This is a genomic window from Bacillus sp. JJ1773 (assembly GCF_036962035.1).
GTDB lineage: Bacteria > Bacillota > Bacilli > Bacillales > Cytobacillaceae > Cytobacillus.
Map to the genome: position 1 here is coordinate 27,678 of NZ_JBALNX010000067.1, position 19,528 is coordinate 47,205.

The 19,528-nt window shown below is 37.9% G+C and carries 18 protein-coding genes; 4 read left to right on the forward strand and 14 right to left on the reverse strand.

The features are described from left to right. Positions 1-4: 4 nt before the first annotated feature. From V7127_RS19440 to V7127_RS19505, 14 genes are all read right to left on the reverse strand, one after another. Complete coding sequence (locus V7127_RS19440) at positions 5-1,642, reverse strand: YceG family protein (RefSeq protein WP_335488750.1); 1,638 nt, start codon at positions 1,640-1,642, stop codon at positions 5-7. Between the two features lie 477 nt (positions 1,643-2,119). Next, the gene (locus V7127_RS19445; protein WP_335488753.1) at positions 2,120-2,929 is read right to left on the reverse strand and encodes an HAD family hydrolase; all 810 of its coding nucleotides are present in this window, start codon (positions 2,927-2,929) and stop codon (positions 2,120-2,122) included. Continuing rightward, the gene (locus V7127_RS19450; RefSeq protein WP_335488756.1) at positions 2,929-4,044 is read right to left on the reverse strand and encodes a cysteine protease StiP family protein; all 1,116 of its coding nucleotides are present in this window, start codon (positions 4,042-4,044) and stop codon (positions 2,929-2,931) included. Before V7127_RS19450 ends, V7127_RS19445 begins: the two co-directional genes overlap by 1 nt. After that, positions 4,037-5,419: a phosphoribosyltransferase family protein gene (locus V7127_RS19455; RefSeq protein WP_335488759.1), complete on the reverse strand. Its 1,383-nt coding sequence runs from the start codon at positions 5,417-5,419 to the stop codon at positions 4,037-4,039. Before V7127_RS19455 ends, V7127_RS19450 begins: the two co-directional genes overlap by 8 nt. Beyond that, positions 5,346-6,557, reverse strand: a complete 1,212-nt coding sequence (locus V7127_RS19460; protein ID WP_335346297.1) for an HpcH/HpaI aldolase/citrate lyase family protein — start codon at positions 6,555-6,557, stop codon at positions 5,346-5,348. The genes V7127_RS19455 and V7127_RS19460 overlap by 74 nt, the downstream gene beginning before the upstream one ends. 98 nt (positions 6,558-6,655) lie before the next feature. Further along, positions 6,656-7,423: a TerC family protein gene (locus tag V7127_RS19465; protein ID WP_335346298.1), complete on the reverse strand. Its 768-nt coding sequence runs from the start codon at positions 7,421-7,423 to the stop codon at positions 6,656-6,658. A 180-nt stretch (positions 7,424-7,603) separates the two neighbouring features. Beyond that, complete coding sequence (locus V7127_RS19470; RefSeq protein ID WP_335346299.1) at positions 7,604-8,185, reverse strand: TerD family protein; 582 nt, start codon at positions 8,183-8,185, stop codon at positions 7,604-7,606. A 269-nt stretch (positions 8,186-8,454) separates the two neighbouring features. Then, positions 8,455-9,060: a YpjP family protein gene (locus tag V7127_RS19475; protein ID WP_335346300.1), complete on the reverse strand. Its 606-nt coding sequence runs from the start codon at positions 9,058-9,060 to the stop codon at positions 8,455-8,457. A 22-nt stretch (positions 9,061-9,082) separates the two neighbouring features. Beyond that, on the reverse strand, positions 9,083-10,261 hold the full coding sequence (locus V7127_RS19480; protein WP_335354510.1) for an LL-diaminopimelate aminotransferase: 1,179 nt from the start codon (positions 10,259-10,261) through the stop codon (positions 9,083-9,085). Positions 10,262-10,624: 363 nt separating this feature from the next. Further along, positions 10,625-11,401, reverse strand: a complete 777-nt coding sequence (locus V7127_RS19485; protein WP_335488762.1) for a class I SAM-dependent methyltransferase — start codon at positions 11,399-11,401, stop codon at positions 10,625-10,627. A gap of 60 nt (positions 11,402-11,461) precedes the next feature. Further along, positions 11,462-11,896: a BrxA/BrxB family bacilliredoxin gene (locus V7127_RS19490; RefSeq protein WP_335346302.1), complete on the reverse strand. Its 435-nt coding sequence runs from the start codon at positions 11,894-11,896 to the stop codon at positions 11,462-11,464. Between the two features lie 94 nt (positions 11,897-11,990). Further along, positions 11,991-13,118, reverse strand: coding sequence for a conserved virulence factor C family protein (locus V7127_RS19495; protein ID WP_335488765.1), 1,128 nt, complete (start codon positions 13,116-13,118; stop codon positions 11,991-11,993). A 119-nt stretch (positions 13,119-13,237) separates the two neighbouring features. Then, on the reverse strand, positions 13,238-15,115 hold the full coding sequence (locus V7127_RS19500) for an ABC-F family ATP-binding cassette domain-containing protein (protein ID WP_335488803.1): 1,878 nt from the start codon (positions 15,113-15,115) through the stop codon (positions 13,238-13,240). Continuing rightward, complete coding sequence (locus tag V7127_RS19505; protein ID WP_335488768.1) at positions 15,112-15,756, reverse strand: HD domain-containing protein; 645 nt, start codon at positions 15,754-15,756, stop codon at positions 15,112-15,114. The genes V7127_RS19500 and V7127_RS19505 overlap by 4 nt, the downstream gene beginning before the upstream one ends. Before the next feature lie 205 nt (positions 15,757-15,961). Between V7127_RS19505 and cysK the strand changes: the two genes are divergently transcribed. The 4 genes from cysK to V7127_RS19525 all read left to right on the forward strand — a co-directional run. After that, on the forward strand, positions 15,962-16,891 hold the full coding sequence (gene cysK, locus V7127_RS19510; RefSeq protein ID WP_335488771.1) for a cysteine synthase A: 930 nt from the start codon (positions 15,962-15,964) through the stop codon (positions 16,889-16,891). Positions 16,892-16,979: 88 nt separating this feature from the next. Beyond that, positions 16,980-17,822 carry an ABC transporter ATP-binding protein gene (locus tag V7127_RS19515; protein WP_335488774.1) on the forward strand — a complete coding sequence of 281 codons (843 nt, stop codon included), beginning with the start codon at positions 16,980-16,982 and terminating at the stop codon, positions 17,820-17,822. After that, positions 17,755-18,507 carry an ABC transporter permease gene (locus V7127_RS19520; protein ID WP_335488777.1) on the forward strand — a complete coding sequence of 251 codons (753 nt, stop codon included), beginning with the start codon at positions 17,755-17,757 and terminating at the stop codon, positions 18,505-18,507. Before V7127_RS19515 ends, V7127_RS19520 begins: the two co-directional genes overlap by 68 nt. After that, the coding region (locus V7127_RS19525) for an aliphatic sulfonate ABC transporter substrate-binding protein (RefSeq protein ID WP_335488780.1) at positions 18,492-19,528 on the forward strand (1,037 nt) is incomplete at its 3' end. The genes V7127_RS19520 and V7127_RS19525, both read left to right, overlap by 16 nt.

Consider the following 19,528-nt stretch of genomic DNA (forward strand, 5'->3'; position numbering starts at 1 on the left):
GACATCAGTCTCCCCTTAAATTTTTAAATATTCCTCTTACCTTTTTTAATATGGAAGGTTCTTTAAATTCCTGTTCAAATACAACATCCTCCAGCCAATGCACATCATATATTCCATCCTCTATAAAGTTTTCTAAATCATTATGTCCTGGCGGATTGTAAAGGACAATGTCAATTCCAAATTGATTTAGCAGCAATAACAATGCTGCATCTGTCCTTGTCATTGTTCCATTGAGTTCATTGTTATAGAGAATGAGCTTCGGTACATCCTGTGAATAGTCAAATTTTTGGAGCAGCTGCAAAACACTTGCTGGAATCTGCATGCCTTGTGAAAATAAGTAGGTTTTCAATTCCTCGATATTTTCGTGATAGATTGGTTTAATATATGGACGTGCACATATATTTCGAATGGCTGTTGCTATTCCATTTTGAAGTCCGGTTGGCAAGTGCTGGTATTTCCAGTAGTGCGCCGTCACCATTTTATGAGGATCAAGCAACCCATCTTTACCGAGGGCATTGCGATAATGAAATCGAAAATCATTGTTCACATTATTTGTAAATGGGAATCTTCTAATTAAAAGACTATAATCGTACTCTGATATTAATTGTAAGCGGTCCCAATATTCCTTCCGATTTTTGCTTACACCTTGTACTTTAGCAAAAATAGAAGGAATTTTGACTTGTCCGTTTTTCACTTCAAAATTTGGCCGTACCATTGCCTTTTCTTTAATTAAAATAAAAAGCTCATCGTATGTTGTTTTCAACGTGACAGATAAAGGCGTATAATCTCGGAGCTGCCATGGCTTATAAAGACCAGACCCTTCATGGTTTAATATAGACTCAATCTCTCTTGAAGCCCGGTAGGCAACAGTAGCCGAGCGTCTGCTCTTTTCAGTTGGAAATCGCTCCGGGTCCTTTCTCTCAGGATAGCTGTAAACAAAGGTTCCTTCTAACCCCTCATTCCAACCAGCAAGCCAATCACTCCCTGATGGCGAGAAAGATACAAGATCACACCCTAAATTCATTAAATAATAAAGGAAGTATTTTTGGCTATTATTCGTTTCTCCATACCATAAAAATTTCGGCATCGCTTTTTCCAGATCGATATGATTCCAATTTTGTCCAAGATGGTTAAATGTCCATTTAATAACATCGACAAGGACCCTTCTCAATTCTTGACTGTTTAGCCCCTCTGGCTCCACTGTTGAAAACAGCTGCAATGTCGAAATCATCGCTTCCCTTGTTTTCCGATGCAAAGAGGGGATATTGGATTTTAATAATAGCTGTTCACCGTCAAGGAATGCCACAAATCGATTAATGGATAGCTTTTGATCCCTATTAATATTTAACACCTTTTGGATGGCTTGAAAGTGATGATTATCGATTGATTTATCAAGTGCCTCTTCGCTAATTAATATGAGATCAGCCTGCTCCGTATGGATTAGATCATAAAGACGATTATAATACTCATCTTCATCTAAAGGAACACCTAAAAAGCGGGCAACCACCTGACCTAAATGAATGGTGCCTTGCTCAATAGAAAATTGCGGCCTTTCCCTCAATGGCTTTTTCAAGGTACTCAACCAATTATCATTAGATACTGGCAATAAATTCGTTTTTATTTGATTATAAGAATGATTCATTTTATTTTCCCTTCCCTTTGCAAGCGAAAGATGGTAAAAGCATGTATAAATTTTTCTATAAGCAGAAAAAAATATGAATATGTAAAGTTATTACCATCATATCACATCTGAAGAAGTTTTCTAAAACGATTCCATCAATATTCCAAAAAACTTCAAATGAAATTCTTCTATTTTCAATCTTTCACCCTTTTTCTCGTCCCTGCATATGTTTAAGTACGTTGAATTAAAGAAGGTGAATAAAATGAGGTTCCTATTTAGAAGGGCGAAATACCATTTACAAGAATCAGATTTAGAGCCCGTTGAATCAGTTTTGGGTTCGGGATATTTTGTATTAGTAGATTTATTTTTTTGGTCCTTACTGATTACATTTATGACAATGTCTCTGCATTTCTCATTAGTATGGGGTTCTATTATCTTTTTTACTTCATACATGTTTGGAGGAGGCCTATTCTTAATTTTAAGAAAGTGGCTTGGGGATTAGCCGCTAATCGTTACATCTGTTATATTCCTAAATATTTTTGATAAAATCTCTTCCCCAGCCATTACTCCTCTTTTATTAGTTAACATATAATTACCATCCTCAATATTCTCATTGGCCAATTCCCCATGAGATGGAACAAATGGAAAATCACAATCTTTTAAAAAATCATGATCAAGCAGTGAATCACCAGCCCCATAAACAGTTAAGATTCCCTCACGCTCTTTAATAAACTTAACAGCCTCGCCTTTGCTTATTGGATTTGGCATAAAATAGAGCTTTCTTCCCTGTAATGAAACTCTCCAGCCAGATTCAGCCGCTTTATGTTTCACGATCATGATTGCTTCCAGGCTCAAGTTTTCTTCAAGAATATAGTAAAAGAATAATCCTTCAGCCCTTTTTATCGTTCCCGGTATATTTAATTCCCGCAAATCCTCTTCCATTTCTTTAATGGGTTTGCATTCAGTTGTCAGACGCTCCTTGACTAATCTTTGCCATTCGATCAGAGGGTCCCCCTTATAAATGATATTGGCACCATTTGACGTGATTGCATATGTTAGTGGAATGTAGTTCGAAAATATAAAGATTCGATTAAATTGATCCCAAGTCCTAGTCGTTACAGGAACAAACAACATATGGTCTGCAATTTGGCGAAGAGCTTCTGCAGACCTTTTTGTCATAAACGCAACTTCCCGGTCTGCTTTTTTCTCCACTCCGATTAGATCATTCACTTCTGTTTGTTTGAAGTCTGCCAGAGCCCGCTCTGAATAAATAAGTGTACGATCTAAATCTGACGCAAACATTTTCATTATTTCATTCCTACCTTTTTAATTAATCCGCAGCATGTATAGCTCATCTCCGGATAATGTAAAACTTCAACATTTCTTTCTTTAGCAAGCATTAATATATGTCTGACATATGGACTTTCCATATCCTTCATGAGAATTTTCCACGGCACTCTTCTTAGTAAAACCCTTGTCGTTTCTCCAACACCCGGTTTAATATAATTTGTATTCTCAATATAATATTCTTCTTTTATTTTTTTCACATCTTGCATACCTTGAAATGTTGCCTTTTCATGGTACTCAAGCAGGTAAGCCGCAGATTTAGCAGCTTCCTCATAAATAGCAGGAAATTCATTCGTAATTACATCTAAATACTCATTGGAAACATCAGAACCAGCTAAATCCTGATAATATTTTGCTCCATGAAAATCATTGGGACCTATAAGTTCTTTATTTAGTACTGTGCGGCTTACTAATCCAGATACTGTTGAGTTTAAACACGCACTAGGAATTAAGAAATCCTCTCTAGTTCCATAAAGAGTCGTACAATGTCCAGGATCTGCAAGTACAGCGAGGCTATCATCAAGCGCAACACCATATTTCTCTGAAATATCCTTACAAGCCTTTATTAATTCAATCGAAATAGCACCTTTACCTGTCCATCCATCGACAAATTGAATGGTTTTTCCCGGATGTTTCTCTAAAATATATTGAATTGCATTTTCGTCCAAACCTTTATCGCGAATGATAGAAACACTATAATGAGGTAAATTTGCATGATATCTTCCCTCAATATAACGTTTGATTAATATCCCGATCGGAGTACCGGCCCGTGCCAAGGAAACTAGAACAGTATTTTCTCCTTTTAACTTGTAAATTTGTTCCGCAACGATCCCCGTGCATAAAGCGACTTTTTGCTTATATTCGAGCAATGTTTCGCGAAATAATTCTATATAATAGTCTGGTGGCTGATATTCAACCGGTAAAGTTTCGCTATAATGCTGTCCTAACTGAATTTGCTTTTCCCGATTATCAATCGAACCCTCCAACTGAAAATGGCTTAGATCCTTCAAAAGAAAAATCACGTCATTTTCAGCATATGATCCAAATTTTGTTATATTATTTATTGAACTATTCATCTCGTAAACCTCCATTAAAGAATACTATTTTTATGTCTCTAATGTTTGTCTTTTTCAATTCATTAAGGAATGGCTTCAGTTCTTCCTCCGATACCGCTCTTTCAAAAAACACAAACAGATCATCGTATTCATTTGGGGGGATATTATAAACAAATTGGTCGACTTTCCAATCTTCTGGATTAGGGAATGATAGACCAAATGCTGCTCCATATGATTGACGATTTTCAACGTATATAGGGCTTCTAGTAGAAGACTGATAGCTGACACCATTTCCCATGTACGAGGCGATTATCATCGGCAAATACATAAATTCGCCTGTTCCAAGGCAAAGTGTTCTTTCCCCTAGTCTATGATTTTTTAAATACCTTCCCACTTCCTCCATTGACTGATTCCATTCATGATTTGTCACAGAATTTATTCCGAATCTGCCTGTTTCTTTTACATAAGGAATGCTCTTTATTTTCCCTTCTAATGAAATAGATGAATAGTGGATAGCGGTAGTATGTTCTGGGAAGATATCATGAAGCACAATCTTTTCCACCGTTTGGGAAACGGAAGCAACGCTTAATGGTGAAGGTGTTCGACATTCAATATCCGGTGAACCAATCGCCTTCATAAACCCTTTAAGCAAACTTACTGATTGAATCGTGATTTTAAGCTCCTCTTCAAGCTCCTTATATAAAAGCTGGTCCTCCTCAGAACGCCAATCCAAAATAGACACAACTGTATACTTATCTCGTGGAAACTGTTTTTGAATGGATCGAATAATGTTTATGGCCGTTTTTCCCGTTGTCATTTCATCATCGACTAATATAACCTCCCGCTGATTATTTAATAGTGATTCATCGATATAACAACGGTGTGAGGTAGCATGGGAATGCTCCTCCTCAAAGGTTATAACTGGTTCTAACCCTACGAGCTTTTCCCTCGTTGTATGGAAGAAATCTGCTTTTTGGAAATATTGATAAAAGGCATGTCCGAGTGCAGTTGCCGTCTCTGCAAAACCGATAATAACTGGATTTAAATGTTCACCTACAAAAGGCTGTTCAGCAAAACTATCTGAACCATTATTAAACAAGGAAACTAGCTTTTCCCTTAAACCCGCTTTTTCAAATGTAACCTTCTCTAAATAACGATTTGCCAGCAAAGCCCCTGTTAACATTCCCATCCTAGGCTCAATAGGGATATGCTTTCCTAAAACCTTGCTAACAAATAAAAAGGATCTCTTTTTATTAATTCTCGCTGCCATAATAAACAATTCATCGATTGGCAGCTGATATGGATTGTCGGTTATCTCAATTTCAACGCTCAACCGGTTGAGGATCGGAAGCGTAAATTTCGTTGGTGAGCAAGTCGATGTAAGTGTATTCTTCATTTAGCACCCCGTAAACTTCAGATTTTAATAGAATTTTTTGCGCCCAATAGTAATGTGGTTTAATCTCATTCATTTTATTAGAGAATTTACTTTTCATAACACCGATCTTCCCATCAGCCTTATCGATAATATTTTTTGCGTCAAGGTATTCTTCAAATGATACTGTATTTAATGCCTGTACCGGTCTTATATGGGTAGGGTGTATGATCGTTTTCCCTGTCAAACCGTTTGTAATATCCATCAATATTTCTCGTATCAGCCCGTCCATATGTTTATCAATTAATTCTGACCTAAAATGAATTCCTTCCTGCCCATATTTCTCGCGAAAAGGTGTCTGTCTTAGCTGTGGCTTTAACATCCTTTCCTTTGAAGAGAAATACTCCCAAACAGGCCCGGATATAACATATGGATGGTCAGAGCGCAAGAAAACATTAACGATATCTGAGATGCAATCGCGAATAACCGCTATATCATAAACAGTCGTATCCGAATTTCTGCGAATGCCATATAATCCGCAAAAATCAGTTGCCCCAATTCGAATATTGAGAATGAGATCCTCATATTGGTCCACCAAATATTTAATGGCCATTAGCTCATCTAGTCTTGTTTCTTTTTCAATGACCTTTTTTGTTTCTAATATCGGAAGTGCAAACAGTCTATGGCCTGCATCATTAAGCCTTCTAATTTCCTCTAAAACTAGCTTGTCCTTTTCTGGAGAAAATTTCGGTATGACGATGCCCGTTAATAAATCCAAACCTTTTTGAATACTATTCATTAATCGCTTAAGCTGTTCATAACTGCGAATACGGATAAACATTAATGGCAGGTCATCCTCTATTAAAAGGCCTTTCTCCATATCTTCTTTTAAATTTCTTAGTTCCTGTACAAGCATAGACTCAGCTAGTTCTACTTCATCATCACCAATTGCATCCTCTAAGCAAATAACCATAGAGGTCAACCCTGAATGTTTTTTTGTTAGTAAGTCCTGATGAATATTTGGACGGGTTGCCGGCATATAGAGCGTTGCCCCCAGCGCATTGGATAGGATGTCTTTCCTTGAATTTCTTGTAAACTCTTGAGGCTTTTTATAAAAAATTTCATTGCAATGAATATCGCTAAGGTTTGTAAATAATCTCATCCTGTTTGCTCCGTTTCCAATAAATTAACAAAAGTAAAATAGGTAAAAAGAAAGGGAGCGGACAATTGTCTGTTCCCTAAAAATCATATAGTAATCTATTATTCACCAGTTGCTGCTTTCTTTTTATTCATGAAATGTACAACGAACGTAGCTGCAAATGTAATAAGTAAAATGATGAAGAAATAAATATGGTCAATGTGGATACCTGCAACACCTAATAGCATCTTCACAGAGATAATCAAGATAAGAACATAAGCTGATGTTTCTAACTCTGGCACTCGATCGATTAGCTTTAGGAACACGCCTGCGATCCCACGCATCATTAAAACGCCAAGCATACCGCCTAATAATAATACCCAGATTTCCTGGCTGACCCCGAATGCAGCTAATACACTGTCAACAGAGAAGGCAATATCCATTAATTCAACAGCAACTACAGTTCCCCAGAATGTTCCGAAGAGACGAATTAATAAACCGCTTTGGTTCATACCCTTAATTTCATCGTCATCTGCTTCTGCTTCTTTCTTTTTATCAATAAAGTATTTAATGGCTAACCAAGCAAGATATCCGGCTCCTAATATTTTTACCCACCATAGCTTGATTAGGAAAACGCCAATACCGATTGCGATAAAGCGGAAAACATACGCCCCGAGTAATCCATAAAAAAGTGCCTTCTTACGTTGTTTCTCCGGCAAATGCTTTACCATTACTGCAAGAACTAGAGCATTATCTGCTGATAAAAGCCCTTCTAAAATAACAAGTGTTCCTATTAATCCCCAGCTAACTGGATCTGATAAAACCTGAACCCACATTTCCCAATTAAAAAACTGGGAATAAGTGTGTAATATACCTTCTAATATCGTCATTCTTGTTTGTTCCTCCCGAAAATGTCTAGTTTATGTTTGTAGGTTAATTCACATTTTATCGTATCAAAGGATATGCAGTATACTGCCTTTAAACAAAAGGAATGAACTACCAGCATATCCAATGGAAAATTTTATTCGATAGAATTTTTATTTAAGCACCTGATCTAGCAGCTTCGCTTTTTATCCAACTTGCAAACCGAAATCTTTTGCTAATGCAGCAAGGCCGCCCTGATAGCCGCTTCCAATTGCATTAAATTTCCATTCACCATTATGTCTGTATAATTCACCCACAACGATTGCCGTTTCTATTGAGAAGTCTTCCCCTAAATCATAGCGGATTAACTCTTCTCCAGAATCTTCGCTTAAAATCCGAGCATAAGCATTGGAAACCTGTCCAAAGTTTTGATTTCGAGCTTCTCCATCATGAATGGTAATTGTGAACGTGATACGCTGTACATCAGCTGGAACATTCGCTAAATTAACTTTTACCTGTTCATCATCGCCATCACCTGCACCAGTACGGTTATCACCTGTATGTACAACAGAACCATTTCCGCCATTCGTATTGTTATAAAATATAAAGTCGCTATCAGATGCTACTTTTCCATTATCTCCAAGCAGAAATACGGAAGAGTCCAGGTCAAAATCATTGCCGCCGTCATATTTATTTACATCCCATCCTAAGCCTACAACTACTTTTGATAGTCCAGGATTTGTTTTTGTTAAATCTACTTTTTGACCTTTTGATAAACTTACAGCCATTTTTATTACCTCCAAAAAAAAGAATATGTTTTATTTACGATGCTTTTCTAAAAAAGTTTCAATTTACTATAAAAAAATTTTAAAAATATAGTAAAACTTTCTTAAGTTTGAGAACTGTCTAGCTCCACAAGGAATGCTTCGGCAGCAAAATCATCGAACGAGTAAAAGCGTTAGCTTGTCGGGGGTGAGCACAAGGGAAAGCTTCTGCGAATATTTATCGCAGGAACAATTGTCCTTTGATTGTTCCGAAGGCGCTTCCGCTTTTCTATTTAACTCATCCATTTTGGCGGGGTATTTTTATCCCAATAAATACTCCCAAGCTCATGGTGTGCTTGAAATTGATCATGATGTGTATGGTAATGAAAGTTAAACCAGTAGCCTTGCTGCGGAGGCTGATCTCTCCTAACATGAAAGCGAATAACATCTTCGCTTGTTTTTTCACTAGATATATTAAAAATCTTCTCTGAGTGACCTTTACCTGGGCTCTCAGTTACTGTTAAATAGGCTAACTCTTCTTCAGGGTATTGTGCAGCAACATTCATTATAGCTTTTTCAATATTAGGCAGGATTACTTCAGAGAATTCATTTTCGATGACTGGTTTAATCCTTGCCCCAAACTTCGTATAAGATTGAGCTTCGGCTTTCATGAGCATTTGCCTAATAAAATCCTCTTTACTAATATACCCAACAGGTTCATCTGCCAATGCAGGATTATTTATTACACTTTTATCTTCCGGAGAAGTATCAAAAATATCTTTTTTCGATGTTTTTACTGCATTAGAATCATCATAAAGAAAAGCTTGTGAAGGTGTAACCAATCCAAAGGTTAAAATGGTTACCATGACAACGAGTGATTTACGAAGCCAATTAGGCATAGATTAAACCCTCCTACCGTTACTAATTCGTTACTGCTTCTAATATCCCTGACTGCTTAATATTACGAACCGCTTCCTGTAATCTTTCTTCTGACTGTACAAGTGCAATTCGCACATAACCCTCTCCCCAAGAGCCAAATGCATTTCCAGGCGTGACGACCACATTTGCACGATTTATTAGTTCGATGGCAAATTCCTTTGAAGAAAAGGATGAAGGTACTTCTGCCCAGACAAACATAGAGGCTTTAGGCACACTGACATTCCAGCCAATTTCTCGCAAGCCATTCACAAGAACATCTCTTCTATTCTTATACATCGCTCGCAGATCATTTAGGAAATTAGATTCATCTGTTAATGCCTTAGCAGCAGCTGCTTGAATCGGAAAAAACACTCCGTAATCCACATTTGACTTAAAATTAGCAAGCATCGTAATAATTTCTGGATTTCCTGCCGCATAAGCAATCCTGCAGCCAGCCATATTAAAGCTTTTTGATAATGAATTCATCTCAATACCAACTTCCATCGCTCCGTCAACTGCAAGAAAGCTAATTGGCTGTTCATCATAATAAAGCTCAGAATAAGCAAAATCGTGCAAAATAACGATATTGTATTTTTTTGCATAAGCAATGGCCGCTTCAAAGAAAGCTTGCGTTCCCATTGCTGGAACAGGATTTCCTGGAAAATTCAAAATCATTAACTTTGCTTTTTCGCTTATTTCCTCTGGAATTTCGGAAAAATCAGGGAGAAATTGGTTTTCCTTTTTTAGCGGCATAGGATATAATTTAGCTCCTGCCATACTAACTCCAGTTTCATATGCAGTATAGCCTGGATCAGGAACGAGCACATAATCACCAGGATTACAAAGAACCATTGGAAAATGGACTAAACCGTCCTGAGAACCCATTAAAAGCGAAACCTCTGATTTCGGATCAAGCGATACACGAAATCGTCGGTCATAATAGGTGGTTACTGCTTCGTGAAAATCATCAGTCCCTCTCATCGAATAACCATATAAATTGGGGTTTTTCGCTAATTCAGCAATCGTTTCCGTCACAACAGCTGGTGGCGGAGTATCCGGACTGCCAACGCTTAAATCCACAATTTCCTGTCCTTCTGAAAGCTTTAATTTTTTATAATAAGCTAATTCTGAAAAGATACTTTCCTGAAAAGAATTCATTCTCTCTGCCATTGTTATTTTCATCATGGTTCCCTCTCTATTTATACGGTATCAATACTATTATTCTATTATACTTGCTTTTACGATAAAAAGGAAAAATGGTTTCACTTTTAAATAAAAATAATAATTATGGATTTATTTTTCAAAAAAGCAAAGATATTAAAAGTATAAAGCTTGTATAGTTGCAAGTATTTTCGGGTATAGTATACTGAAAATTCCATATAACTTAAATAATAACAGTGAAAGGGGATATTTCTGTGGATTTGTCACTTGTTATCACATTCATTATTTTTATTATGCTAGGGTATTTTGTTTATTTAGCCATCGCAGATTAATGCCAAAACAAAAAGGAAGGGAGTATGTAAAAATATTTCCTTCCTTAGTACATCAAGCTTTTTTCAATACTCCAAAATGAAACTTGGAGTATTTTCTTATATTTACGTCAAATTTAAACCTTTCAAATCTAGAGCTGCGAAAATGATCCTTCAATACGACCCGTTCCCTTGCGACTCTTAAAGCTTCATCTATTAATTTCTGGGTGATATCCTCGTAGACTGCAAAACGGCTTAACGCCTTTATGCCATCAGATTCTAGAATATGCTCTTCAAACATCGGATCAAAATAAACGATATCATAGCAATGATCTGGAAGACTTTCGAGATAGGATAGAGAGAACATATTTACTACCCTTATTTGCTTCATAGCTTCATTCATCATGGGTATGTCCGCATTCCAAGATTTCAGACCCTTATTAACCATATAAGCCAAAAAGGGATTTGCTTCTATTCCCGTTACTTTCCCTTCCTTCCCTGCCACGAAGCTTGCCACTATACTATCTGATGCAAGTCCTAATGTGCAATCAAGAACTGTTTTCCCTGAACATATGGACGCTGCCTCAATAAAAGGATCATGTTCTCCTTTCATGATCCTCTTTATTCTGAACATGGCTGAATTCGGATGAAAAAAGAAAGGGTCTTTTTCACCGATAGGATAAAGCTCAAGTCTCTCTTTCCCAACAACGATACAATCATCTTTTTCAATCTTTTGAATAGCCGCAACAGAACGCTTTTTTCTCTCAACGTAATTACTTTCTAATTCTTTTGCTATATTAATTGCGTAAGTAGTCATGTCTTCATTTGTTCTGCCAGCTGTTGTTATAATCATCTCACGTCACCTGTATCTAAAAAGAAAAGGACGTCATAAGACATCCTAGTCAATTCGTATTTAACAATTTGCTTCAAATGAAGCAAGAAGATTTTCCATAATGGTTTCCATTGAATGATCTTCAATATCATGACGGTGAATAAAATGAACCACTTCTTTTCCTTTTAATAAAGCCATTGATGGAGAAGATGGCTCGAATCCTTCGAAGTATTCTCTCATTTTCGCAGTCGCATCTTTTTCCTGGCCAGCAAAAACAGTTACTAAATGATCAGGTTTTTTCTCCGTTCTTAGCACTGCTTGAGTTGCTGCTGGACGAGCTAGGCCTGCTGCACAGCCGCAAACAGAGTTGACAACGACAAGTGTCGTTCCTTCTGCGTTTTCTACAAATTGTTCAACCTCTTCAACTGTCAATAATTCTTTGAAACCCGCCTGTACAAGCTCTTGTCTCATTGGTTTAACCATTTGTTTCATATATTCTTCATAAGCCATTGACATTTTTCACACATCTCCCGTTTGTCATTTTATATGGTTAGAATACTATAACCTATGCTCAATTTCAAAAATATTATCTGGATCGATAAAGATAAAGTTAATTCTTTCTGGCTTCCGTCATCTGCTTCCAAACAGAACCCTTCGCTTCTTCTCCTTGCTCGATTCTTTCGATAGCAAGTTTTATTTGCATACTTACCTCAAATTCCTGATCATTTTCAGCTGCTTTAAGTGCAGGAAGAGTTGATTCATCTCCAACCTCGTACAGAAACATGGCTGCACGCCAACGAACAAGCTTACTGCTATCCGTTAAGGCTTGCATCATTTCTAGCATGGCTTCTTTAAATCCTAAATCAGAAAGACAGTCACCTGCGGTTCTTCTTACAGTGACAGTTTTGTCTTTCAACGCTTTATAGAGCAGCGGAAGAACTTTTTTATCTTCAATCATTCCTAAATAAACGGTTGCTAATCTTCTAATAGAGGCCTTTTCATCATGTAAAGCTTTTTCCAATACTGGCAAATCAGAAATTTCGGGATCATCCATTTGCTCAAGCTTCTGGTAACGGATGCGCCAATCTTGGTCATCTAAATCATTAAGATTAATTTTTATTAGATTGCGAACAAGCTTTTGATTGCTTTTTTCAGGATTTTTAGCTTGCTCAACAAACAGGTTAAGACGGCTATCCGGATAGGCTGCCATTAACTCTTCAACAACCTCTTTCCCTACTTGATCAAAGTCACCGTAGCGTACTCCAACTTCCACCCATTTACGTACTAATACAACGTTATCCTCTTTTGACTGAGCTGCCGAAATAGCATTCATAAACACATCCGGCAGTCCAAAGCGCCTTTCTTCCGTTCCATCTGTCAGCTTCACTTGCATGGGGATCTCTTTATATTTTTGTACAAATACTTTGATTTCACCAAAGTGGTCATTTGTCTTCGGCCCATCATTTTTTTCCGCTTCTGCAGATTCACCGAATGCCACTCTAACTTGAGGAAGAATTTCTTTCCAGTCAAATTTAGCATTCCTTTCCACCGCTAAAAAGTCTGCTACATGATATACACCTTTCACTCCATCAATCATAAGGATCTGTTGAATGATTTTTGGAGCACCTTCTTGCTTTTCCTTTTTATAATTATTGCTTTTCCCCATAGGCAGCTCTTCATCCAAAATAACCTTCATCGTATTTGGACTTGGAGTTGGTTCAATTGACAATATTTTCACGGCAAAATCACCCTTTACACTATAATCAGCATGTTAATTACATTTATTTTAACATAAAGTGGTGAAAAAACAGCATTTACAAGCTTCGACTACCAACTTATCGTGTTCGATATAGACTATTAGTCTACAAGCTCAGAAAGATATGTCCAACGCTCAATCAAATGTTCTAGTTTTTCGTTTAATTCTGCTTCCTCGTCCATAAGTTTTTGCGCTTTTTCAAAATCGCTTCCTGTGTTCGCCATTTCTTCGGCAATTTCTTCTAATCGAGCTTCGACCCCTGCGATTGCATCTTCAATTCCGTCCCATTCTCTTTGCTCATTATAGCTAAGCTTTTTCTTCTTCGGTTTTTCTCTTTCCTTCTGTACTGGAGCTGCCGCTTTTTCCTGGATATTGGATTTCTCAGCTTCCTTTTCTAGATATTCCGTGTAGTTTCCGTAGAAGGAACCAATAAGCCCTTTCCCATTTAAGACGAGAAGCTGATCAGCGACTTTGTCGAGAAAATAGCGATCATGTGATACAGTTATGACTACACCAGGAAAATCTTCGAGATAATCCTCTAAGACCGTTAAAGTTTGTGTATCCAAATTATTCGTTGGTTCATCAAGCAGTAATACATTCGGCTCAGACATTAATATTTTCAATAAATATAACCGGCGTTTCTCTCCTCCAGAGAGTTTTCTAATTGGTGTTCCGTGAGTATAGGATGGGAATAAAAATCTTTCCAGCATTTGCGCCGCGGAAATGGTCTTCCCATCCGATGTTTCAACAACTTCTGCTGTTTCCTTTAAATATTCAATCATTCGCTTATTTTCATCCATGTCTTCGCTTTCCTGTGTATAATAAGCGATTTTGACAGTCTGGCCGATAATAACCTCACCAGAATCTAACGGGATTTTTCCAGCAAGAACATTCATAAGCGTTGATTTTCCAGAGCCATTTTTTCCGATGATGCCAATCCGGTCTCCTGGCTTTACGAGCAGATCAAAATCATTAAAGATGACTTGATCTCCATATTTCTTTGAGGCAGATTTCAGTTCAAAAACCTGCTTTCCGAGCCGGCTGCCGCTTAATGACATGTCGAGCTTTTCGGACGACTTCACAGACGCGAGCTCGTTATCTAAGCTTTCAAATCTCTGTATTCTCGCCTTTTGCTTCGTTGTCCGCGCCTTTGCTCCCCTTCTTATCCATTCTAATTCTCTTCTATATAGATTTTTTTGTTTATCAATTGTTGCTGCCTCATTTTCTTCGCGAATCGCTTTCGCTTCTAAAAAGGCCGCATAATTCCCTTTATAGCTATATAGCTTTCCGCCTTCTAGCTCAAACATTCTGTTCGTCACTCGGTCAAGAAAATAACGATCATGGGTAACTAATAAAAGTGCGCCCTGATATCTGCCTAAATATTCTTCAAGCCATTTGACGGAATCATAATCAAGATGATTTGTCGGCTCATCAAGAATAAGCAAATCTGGTGATTGAATTAAGCTTTGTGCGAGAGCAACCCTTTTCTTTTGTCCACCAGAAAGCTCCCCAATTTTCTTATTAAAGTCTTCAATTCCGAGCTTCGTTAAAATCGATTTTGCATTTGTGCTTGCATCCCAAGCATTCAACGCATCCATTCGCTTCTGCAGCTCAAATAGCTTTTCTTGAAAAACTTGATTTTCAGGGTCTTTGTTCATTTGGATCAATGCCTGCTCATATTCCCGCAACAAAATAAGAACCGGCGCATCACCCGCAAATACTTGATTTAACACGGTCATATGAGGGTCCAAATCAGGCTCTTGTTCCGAATAAGAGATCGTATAATCCTTCGGTGTCATGATTTCTCCAGAATCCGACAAATCCAATCCCGCTACAATTTTTAACAAGGATGACTTCCCTGTACCATTAACACCGATTAAACCAACTCTGTCTTTTTCTGAAATTGTGAATGAGATATCGTTAAATAGCTCCTTCTCCCCATATGTTTTTGTAATATTTTCGACTGAAATCATTTTCATGATTGACCATTCCATTCATTAAAAAATTCTTCAAGATAATTTTCCATCAATTGATGGCGTTTTTCAGCTATTTCCTTTGCAGTATCAGTGTTCAGCAAGTCCTTCAGCTTTAACAGCTTTTCGTAAAAATGGTGAATAGAGGATGACTTTCCTTTGCGATATTCCTCTTCTGTCATCGCCTCTCTTATTTGAAAATCAGGGGAATAAATGGGCTGGCCCTTCTTCCCTCCGAAAGCAAAGGTTCTCGCAATTCCAATCGCACCGATCGCATCCAACCTGTCAGCATCCTGCACAATTTTAGCTTCAATACTTGTTAATTCGGATTTTTTTCCGCCTTTAAAAGAAATAGAACCAATAATCTCAATAATTTGATCCCGAGCTATTTGTTCAAGTGGAAGTGCTTCAAGAAATTCAAATAGCTTTCTATCCCCTTCTTCTTTAGAAGAATTAAGCTTCTCATCAGGAACGTCATGGAGCAAGGCAGCCATTTCAATAATAAATGGGTCACCTTTGTTTTCCTTTTCACATATATATAAAGCATTTCTGCGAACTCGTTCAATATGAAACCAATCATGACCTGTACAGTCTTCTCCAAGAAGATCTCGTACAAAGCTTTCTGTTTTTTGTATAACAGCCTGCATAACAACTCCACCTTCACTTATCATCAAGAACCATTTTACCATGAAGGAAGAGGATAGTTAAAAAAATTACGTAGCCTGCATGACAACCAAACTATAAAATTTAGTGTTTTGTATAATCCTCAGTAAAAAGGTATGGTTAATGTGATATTAATCTGGTAATATATATAAAAATGATAATTTTCAAAAAACGAATGCAGGTGAGACGATGAAGGTTGTAAATAATATAGCTGAATTAATTGGTGAAACCCCATTAGTTAAATTAAATAGACTGCCTTCCAAAGATGGAGCAGAGGTTTATGTGAAACTCGAGTACTTTAATCCAAGCCGCAGCGTGAAAGATCGGGCTGCTTATAATATGATTGTCGAAGCGGAAAATGCTGGACTCTTAAAAAGCGGTGCAACGATTATCGAACCGACATCCGGTAATACAGGGATTGGTATTGCTATGAATGCGGCTGCTAGAGGGTATCGAGCAATTATTGTTATGCCCGATTCAGCTACGGCGGAAAGAATAAATATTTTAAAAGCATACGGAGCAGAAGTAGTGCTTACACCTAGTGATGAAAAAATGCCCGGTGCTATAAACAAAGCTAGGGAAATTGCAGCTGGAACGAAAAACAGCTTTGTACCTATGCAGTTTGAAAACGAAGCAAACCCTAATATTCACCGCATTACTACAGCCATAGAAATCATTGAGGCTATGGAAGAAAACGGGAAGAAGCTGGCTGCGTTTGTTGGAACTTCGGGGACGGGTGGAACGATTACAGGTACAGGTGAGGAATTAAAAAAATATGACCCTTCGATAACTGTACATGTTGTGGAGCCCGCAGGTTCTCCAGTATTGTCAGGCGGAGAGCCTGGTAAACATAAGCTAGTTGGCACGAGCCCAGGCTTCGTCCCTCCTATTTTAAATACGTCTGTGTACGATGAAATTTTTCAGATAAAAGATGAAGAAGCATATGAAACTGTAAGAAAGCTTGCAGCCCTAGAAGGAATTTTACTAGGTCCCTCTGGTGGAGCATCGGTATTTTCCGCCCTTAAAGTGGCAGAAAGATTAACGCAGTCAGATACTGTCGTTTGTATCGCTCCTGATACTGGTGAAAGATATTTATCAAGTGATCTTTTTGAATATTAATAACGGGATGGTCTTTTCATCCTGTTTTCTTTACACCTATATCCGATTAATTTCATATGAATAATTATGATAAAGTTGAGGTGAAAACATGTACTTAACTATCGATCGCATTAGTAAAAGTTTTAATAACGAAAAGAATGATAGAATCAAAGTTTTAGATAACATCAATTTAAACATTGAAAAAGGAAGTTTTATTTCGATTGTAGGTCCTTCTGGCTGTGGTAAATCAACATTGCTTTATTTGATTGCAGGGCTGGAAAAAGCTGATGAAGGCGAAATCAAGATGGATGGGAAAAGGGTAACTCATCCAGGACCTGATAGAGTAGTTGTTTTTCAAGAGGCTGGATTATTTCCATGGCTGACCGTACTCGAAAATGTAACTTACGGCTTACTTCTAAAAAAAATCCCGAAAAAACAAGCAGAAGCGAAGGCACTTGAAATATTAAAAATGGTTCATTTGAGCCGCTATACCGATTCCTATCCCCATCAGCTTTCCGGCGGAATGAAGCAAAGAGTGGCCATTGCACGCGCACTTGTGATGGAGCCAGACATTTTACTTATGGATGAACCTTTTTCGGCGCTTGATGAACAAACAAGGATGGTCCTTCATAAGGAGCTGCTTGACATTTGGCGTAAAACAAAAGTGACGATTCTTTTTATCACTCATAATATTCGCGAAGCTGTGTTACTTTCGGAAAAAGTCATTGTGTTTGCCACTCGTCCGGGAAAAGTAAAAGAAATCATTACTGTTCAGTCGGCTAAAGATGGAGTCATGCCAGACAGTATTACACTTCATTCCGAACAAAGAATCTTGTCGATTTTAGAAGAGGAAATAGAAAAAGTGCTGAAGGAGGAAATGGGTGATGACTACAGCTTTAAGGCGGATCGGCTTCATAGTAATCATAGCGGCGATTTGGGAAATCACATCTAGATTTTCAGGTCTCCCCGCGTTTATGTTTCCGCCGCTAACGCAAATATTCGAAACAATGTTCAATGGGATCGTAAACGGACAAATAACGGCAGCCATTGGCGTTAGCTTCAGCAGAATTTTAATTGGCTTCTTGATTGCAATAATTTTAGGCACATTCATGGGCTATTTAATTTGGAAGTATAAATTCGTTGAAGATACACTTGGCTTCTTGGTGACGGCACTCCAGTCAATCCCAAGCATCGTGTGGTTTCCTCTGGCGATTATCTGGTTTGGACTGAATGATTTTGCCATTCTTTTTATCGTTACGATTGGTGCTACGTGGACAATGACAATCAGTGCCACGAGCGGATTTAAAAATGTGCCAAAGCTGTATCAGCGTGTGGCAAGGACATTTGGTTCCACTGGCTTTCATTTTATTCGGACAGTCATTATGCCTGCTTCTGTTCCGCAATTACTATCGGGTCTCCGAATTGCATGGGCTTTTTCGTGGAGAGCATTAATGGCTGGTGAATTGCTTGGAGCAGGCGGTGGACTTGGAAAACTTTTAGAAACAGGAAGGTCGCTTGGACAAATGGACCTTGTTATATCCGTAATGATCGTGATTGCCATCATAGGAACAATCATGGATAACATTGTATTTGTCCGACTGGAACGATCTGTACAAACAAAATGGGGAATGAATTAACTATTAAAGGGAGTTGGAGTGAGTTGAAAAAGTTATTAATCGCTGTCAGTGCTTTTTTATTAATCGGTCTTCTAAGTGCTTGCACACAAAATGGTAAAGAAGCTAGTAGTCAAGCCGAGGAACAAACGGTCAAAATCGGGTATTTCCCCAACTTGACCCATATCGCTACAATCGTTGCGCTTGAAAATAATTATTTTAAAGATGAATTTGGAGAGAGTATCAAAATTGAAACGAAAACAGTTAGTAATGGCGGTTTATTTATGGAAGCCATGACAACGAAAGCAATCGATGTGGGAACGGTCGGTCCTGGTCCTCTGCTGAATTTCTATGTAAAAAACCCTAAATTCCATATAATATCCGGGGCAGTAAATGGCGGAGCAGTGCTTGTCGCCAATGAAGGAAGCCAAATCGAAAAGCTTTCAGACCTTGATGGAAAAAGAGTCGCCATTCCTGTTATCGGAAGCACTCAGGATGTTATGTTAAGGAAAGCCTTGCAGGATGTGAACTTAAATACAACAACGAACGGCGGAACTGTTGAACTATTTGCAGCTGCTCCAGCAGATACAGCTACACTTTTCGTCCAAAATTCTGTAGATGCGGCTGCCACTCAAGAACCGTGGGGTTATTTTCTAGAAACGCAGGCAAATGGAAAGCTATTGCTTGACTGGGACCAGTTTGCTTGGGGCAAAGAATCAACAAATACAGTAGTCGCAGCAACTGACGAATTCTTAGAAAATAAAGAGCTTGTTCAAGCATATTTAACTGCGCATAAAAAAGCGGTTGCCTTTATTCAAGAGAACCCAGAAAAAGCTAAAGAACTGGTTATCAAGCATATTAAAGATTTAACAGGAAAAGAAATTAATAAGGAAGAGACAACTGCCGCTTTTAATAGGCTGCAAGTAACAACAAATGTGAACGAACAGGTAATTCAAGAAATGGCCGATATAAGTAAAGAAGCTGGCTATATTCCGAGTAACAATATTGATGGGCTGATTAATCTAAAACATCTTCAAGATTTAGG

Coding starts and splice junctions, on each gene's coding strand:
- V7127_RS19440 (WP_335488750.1), bottom strand. CDS start 1,642: ATGAATCATTCTTATAATCAAATAAAAACGAATTTATTGCCAGTATCT.
- V7127_RS19445 (WP_335488753.1), bottom strand. CDS start 2,929: ATGAAAATGTTTGCGTCAGATTTAGATCGTACACTTATTTATTCAGAG.
- V7127_RS19450 (WP_335488756.1), bottom strand. CDS start 4,044: ATGAATAGTTCAATAAATAATATAACAAAATTTGGATCATATGCTGAA.
- V7127_RS19455 (WP_335488759.1), bottom strand. CDS start 5,419: ATGAAGAATACACTTACATCGACTTGCTCACCAACGAAATTTACGCTT.
- V7127_RS19460 (WP_335346297.1), bottom strand. CDS start 6,557: ATGAGATTATTTACAAACCTTAGCGATATTCATTGCAATGAAATTTTT.
- V7127_RS19465 (WP_335346298.1), bottom strand. CDS start 7,423: ATGACGATATTAGAAGGTATATTACACACTTATTCCCAGTTTTTTAAT.
- V7127_RS19470 (WP_335346299.1), bottom strand. CDS start 8,185: ATGGCTGTAAGTTTATCAAAAGGTCAAAAAGTAGATTTAACAAAAACA.
- V7127_RS19475 (WP_335346300.1), bottom strand. CDS start 9,060: ATGCCTAATTGGCTTCGTAAATCACTCGTTGTCATGGTAACCATTTTA.
- V7127_RS19480 (WP_335354510.1), bottom strand. CDS start 10,261: ATGAAAATAACAATGGCAGAGAGAATGAATTCTTTTCAGGAAAGTATC.
- V7127_RS19485 (WP_335488762.1), bottom strand. CDS start 11,401: ATGATTATAACAACAGCTGGCAGAACAAATGAAGACATGACTACTTAC.
- V7127_RS19490 (WP_335346302.1), bottom strand. CDS start 11,896: ATGTCAATGGCTTATGAAGAATATATGAAACAAATGGTTAAACCAATG.
- V7127_RS19500 (WP_335488803.1), bottom strand. CDS start 15,115: ATGAAAATGATTTCAGTCGAAAATATTACAAAAACATATGGGGAGAAG.
- V7127_RS19505 (WP_335488768.1), bottom strand. CDS start 15,756: ATGCAGGCTGTTATACAAAAAACAGAAAGCTTTGTACGAGATCTTCTT.
- cysK (WP_335488771.1), top strand. CDS start 15,962: ATGAAGGTTGTAAATAATATAGCTGAATTAATTGGTGAAACCCCATTA.
- V7127_RS19515 (WP_335488774.1), top strand. CDS start 16,980: ATGTACTTAACTATCGATCGCATTAGTAAAAGTTTTAATAACGAAAAG.
- V7127_RS19520 (WP_335488777.1), top strand. CDS start 17,755: ATGACTACAGCTTTAAGGCGGATCGGCTTCATAGTAATCATAGCGGCG.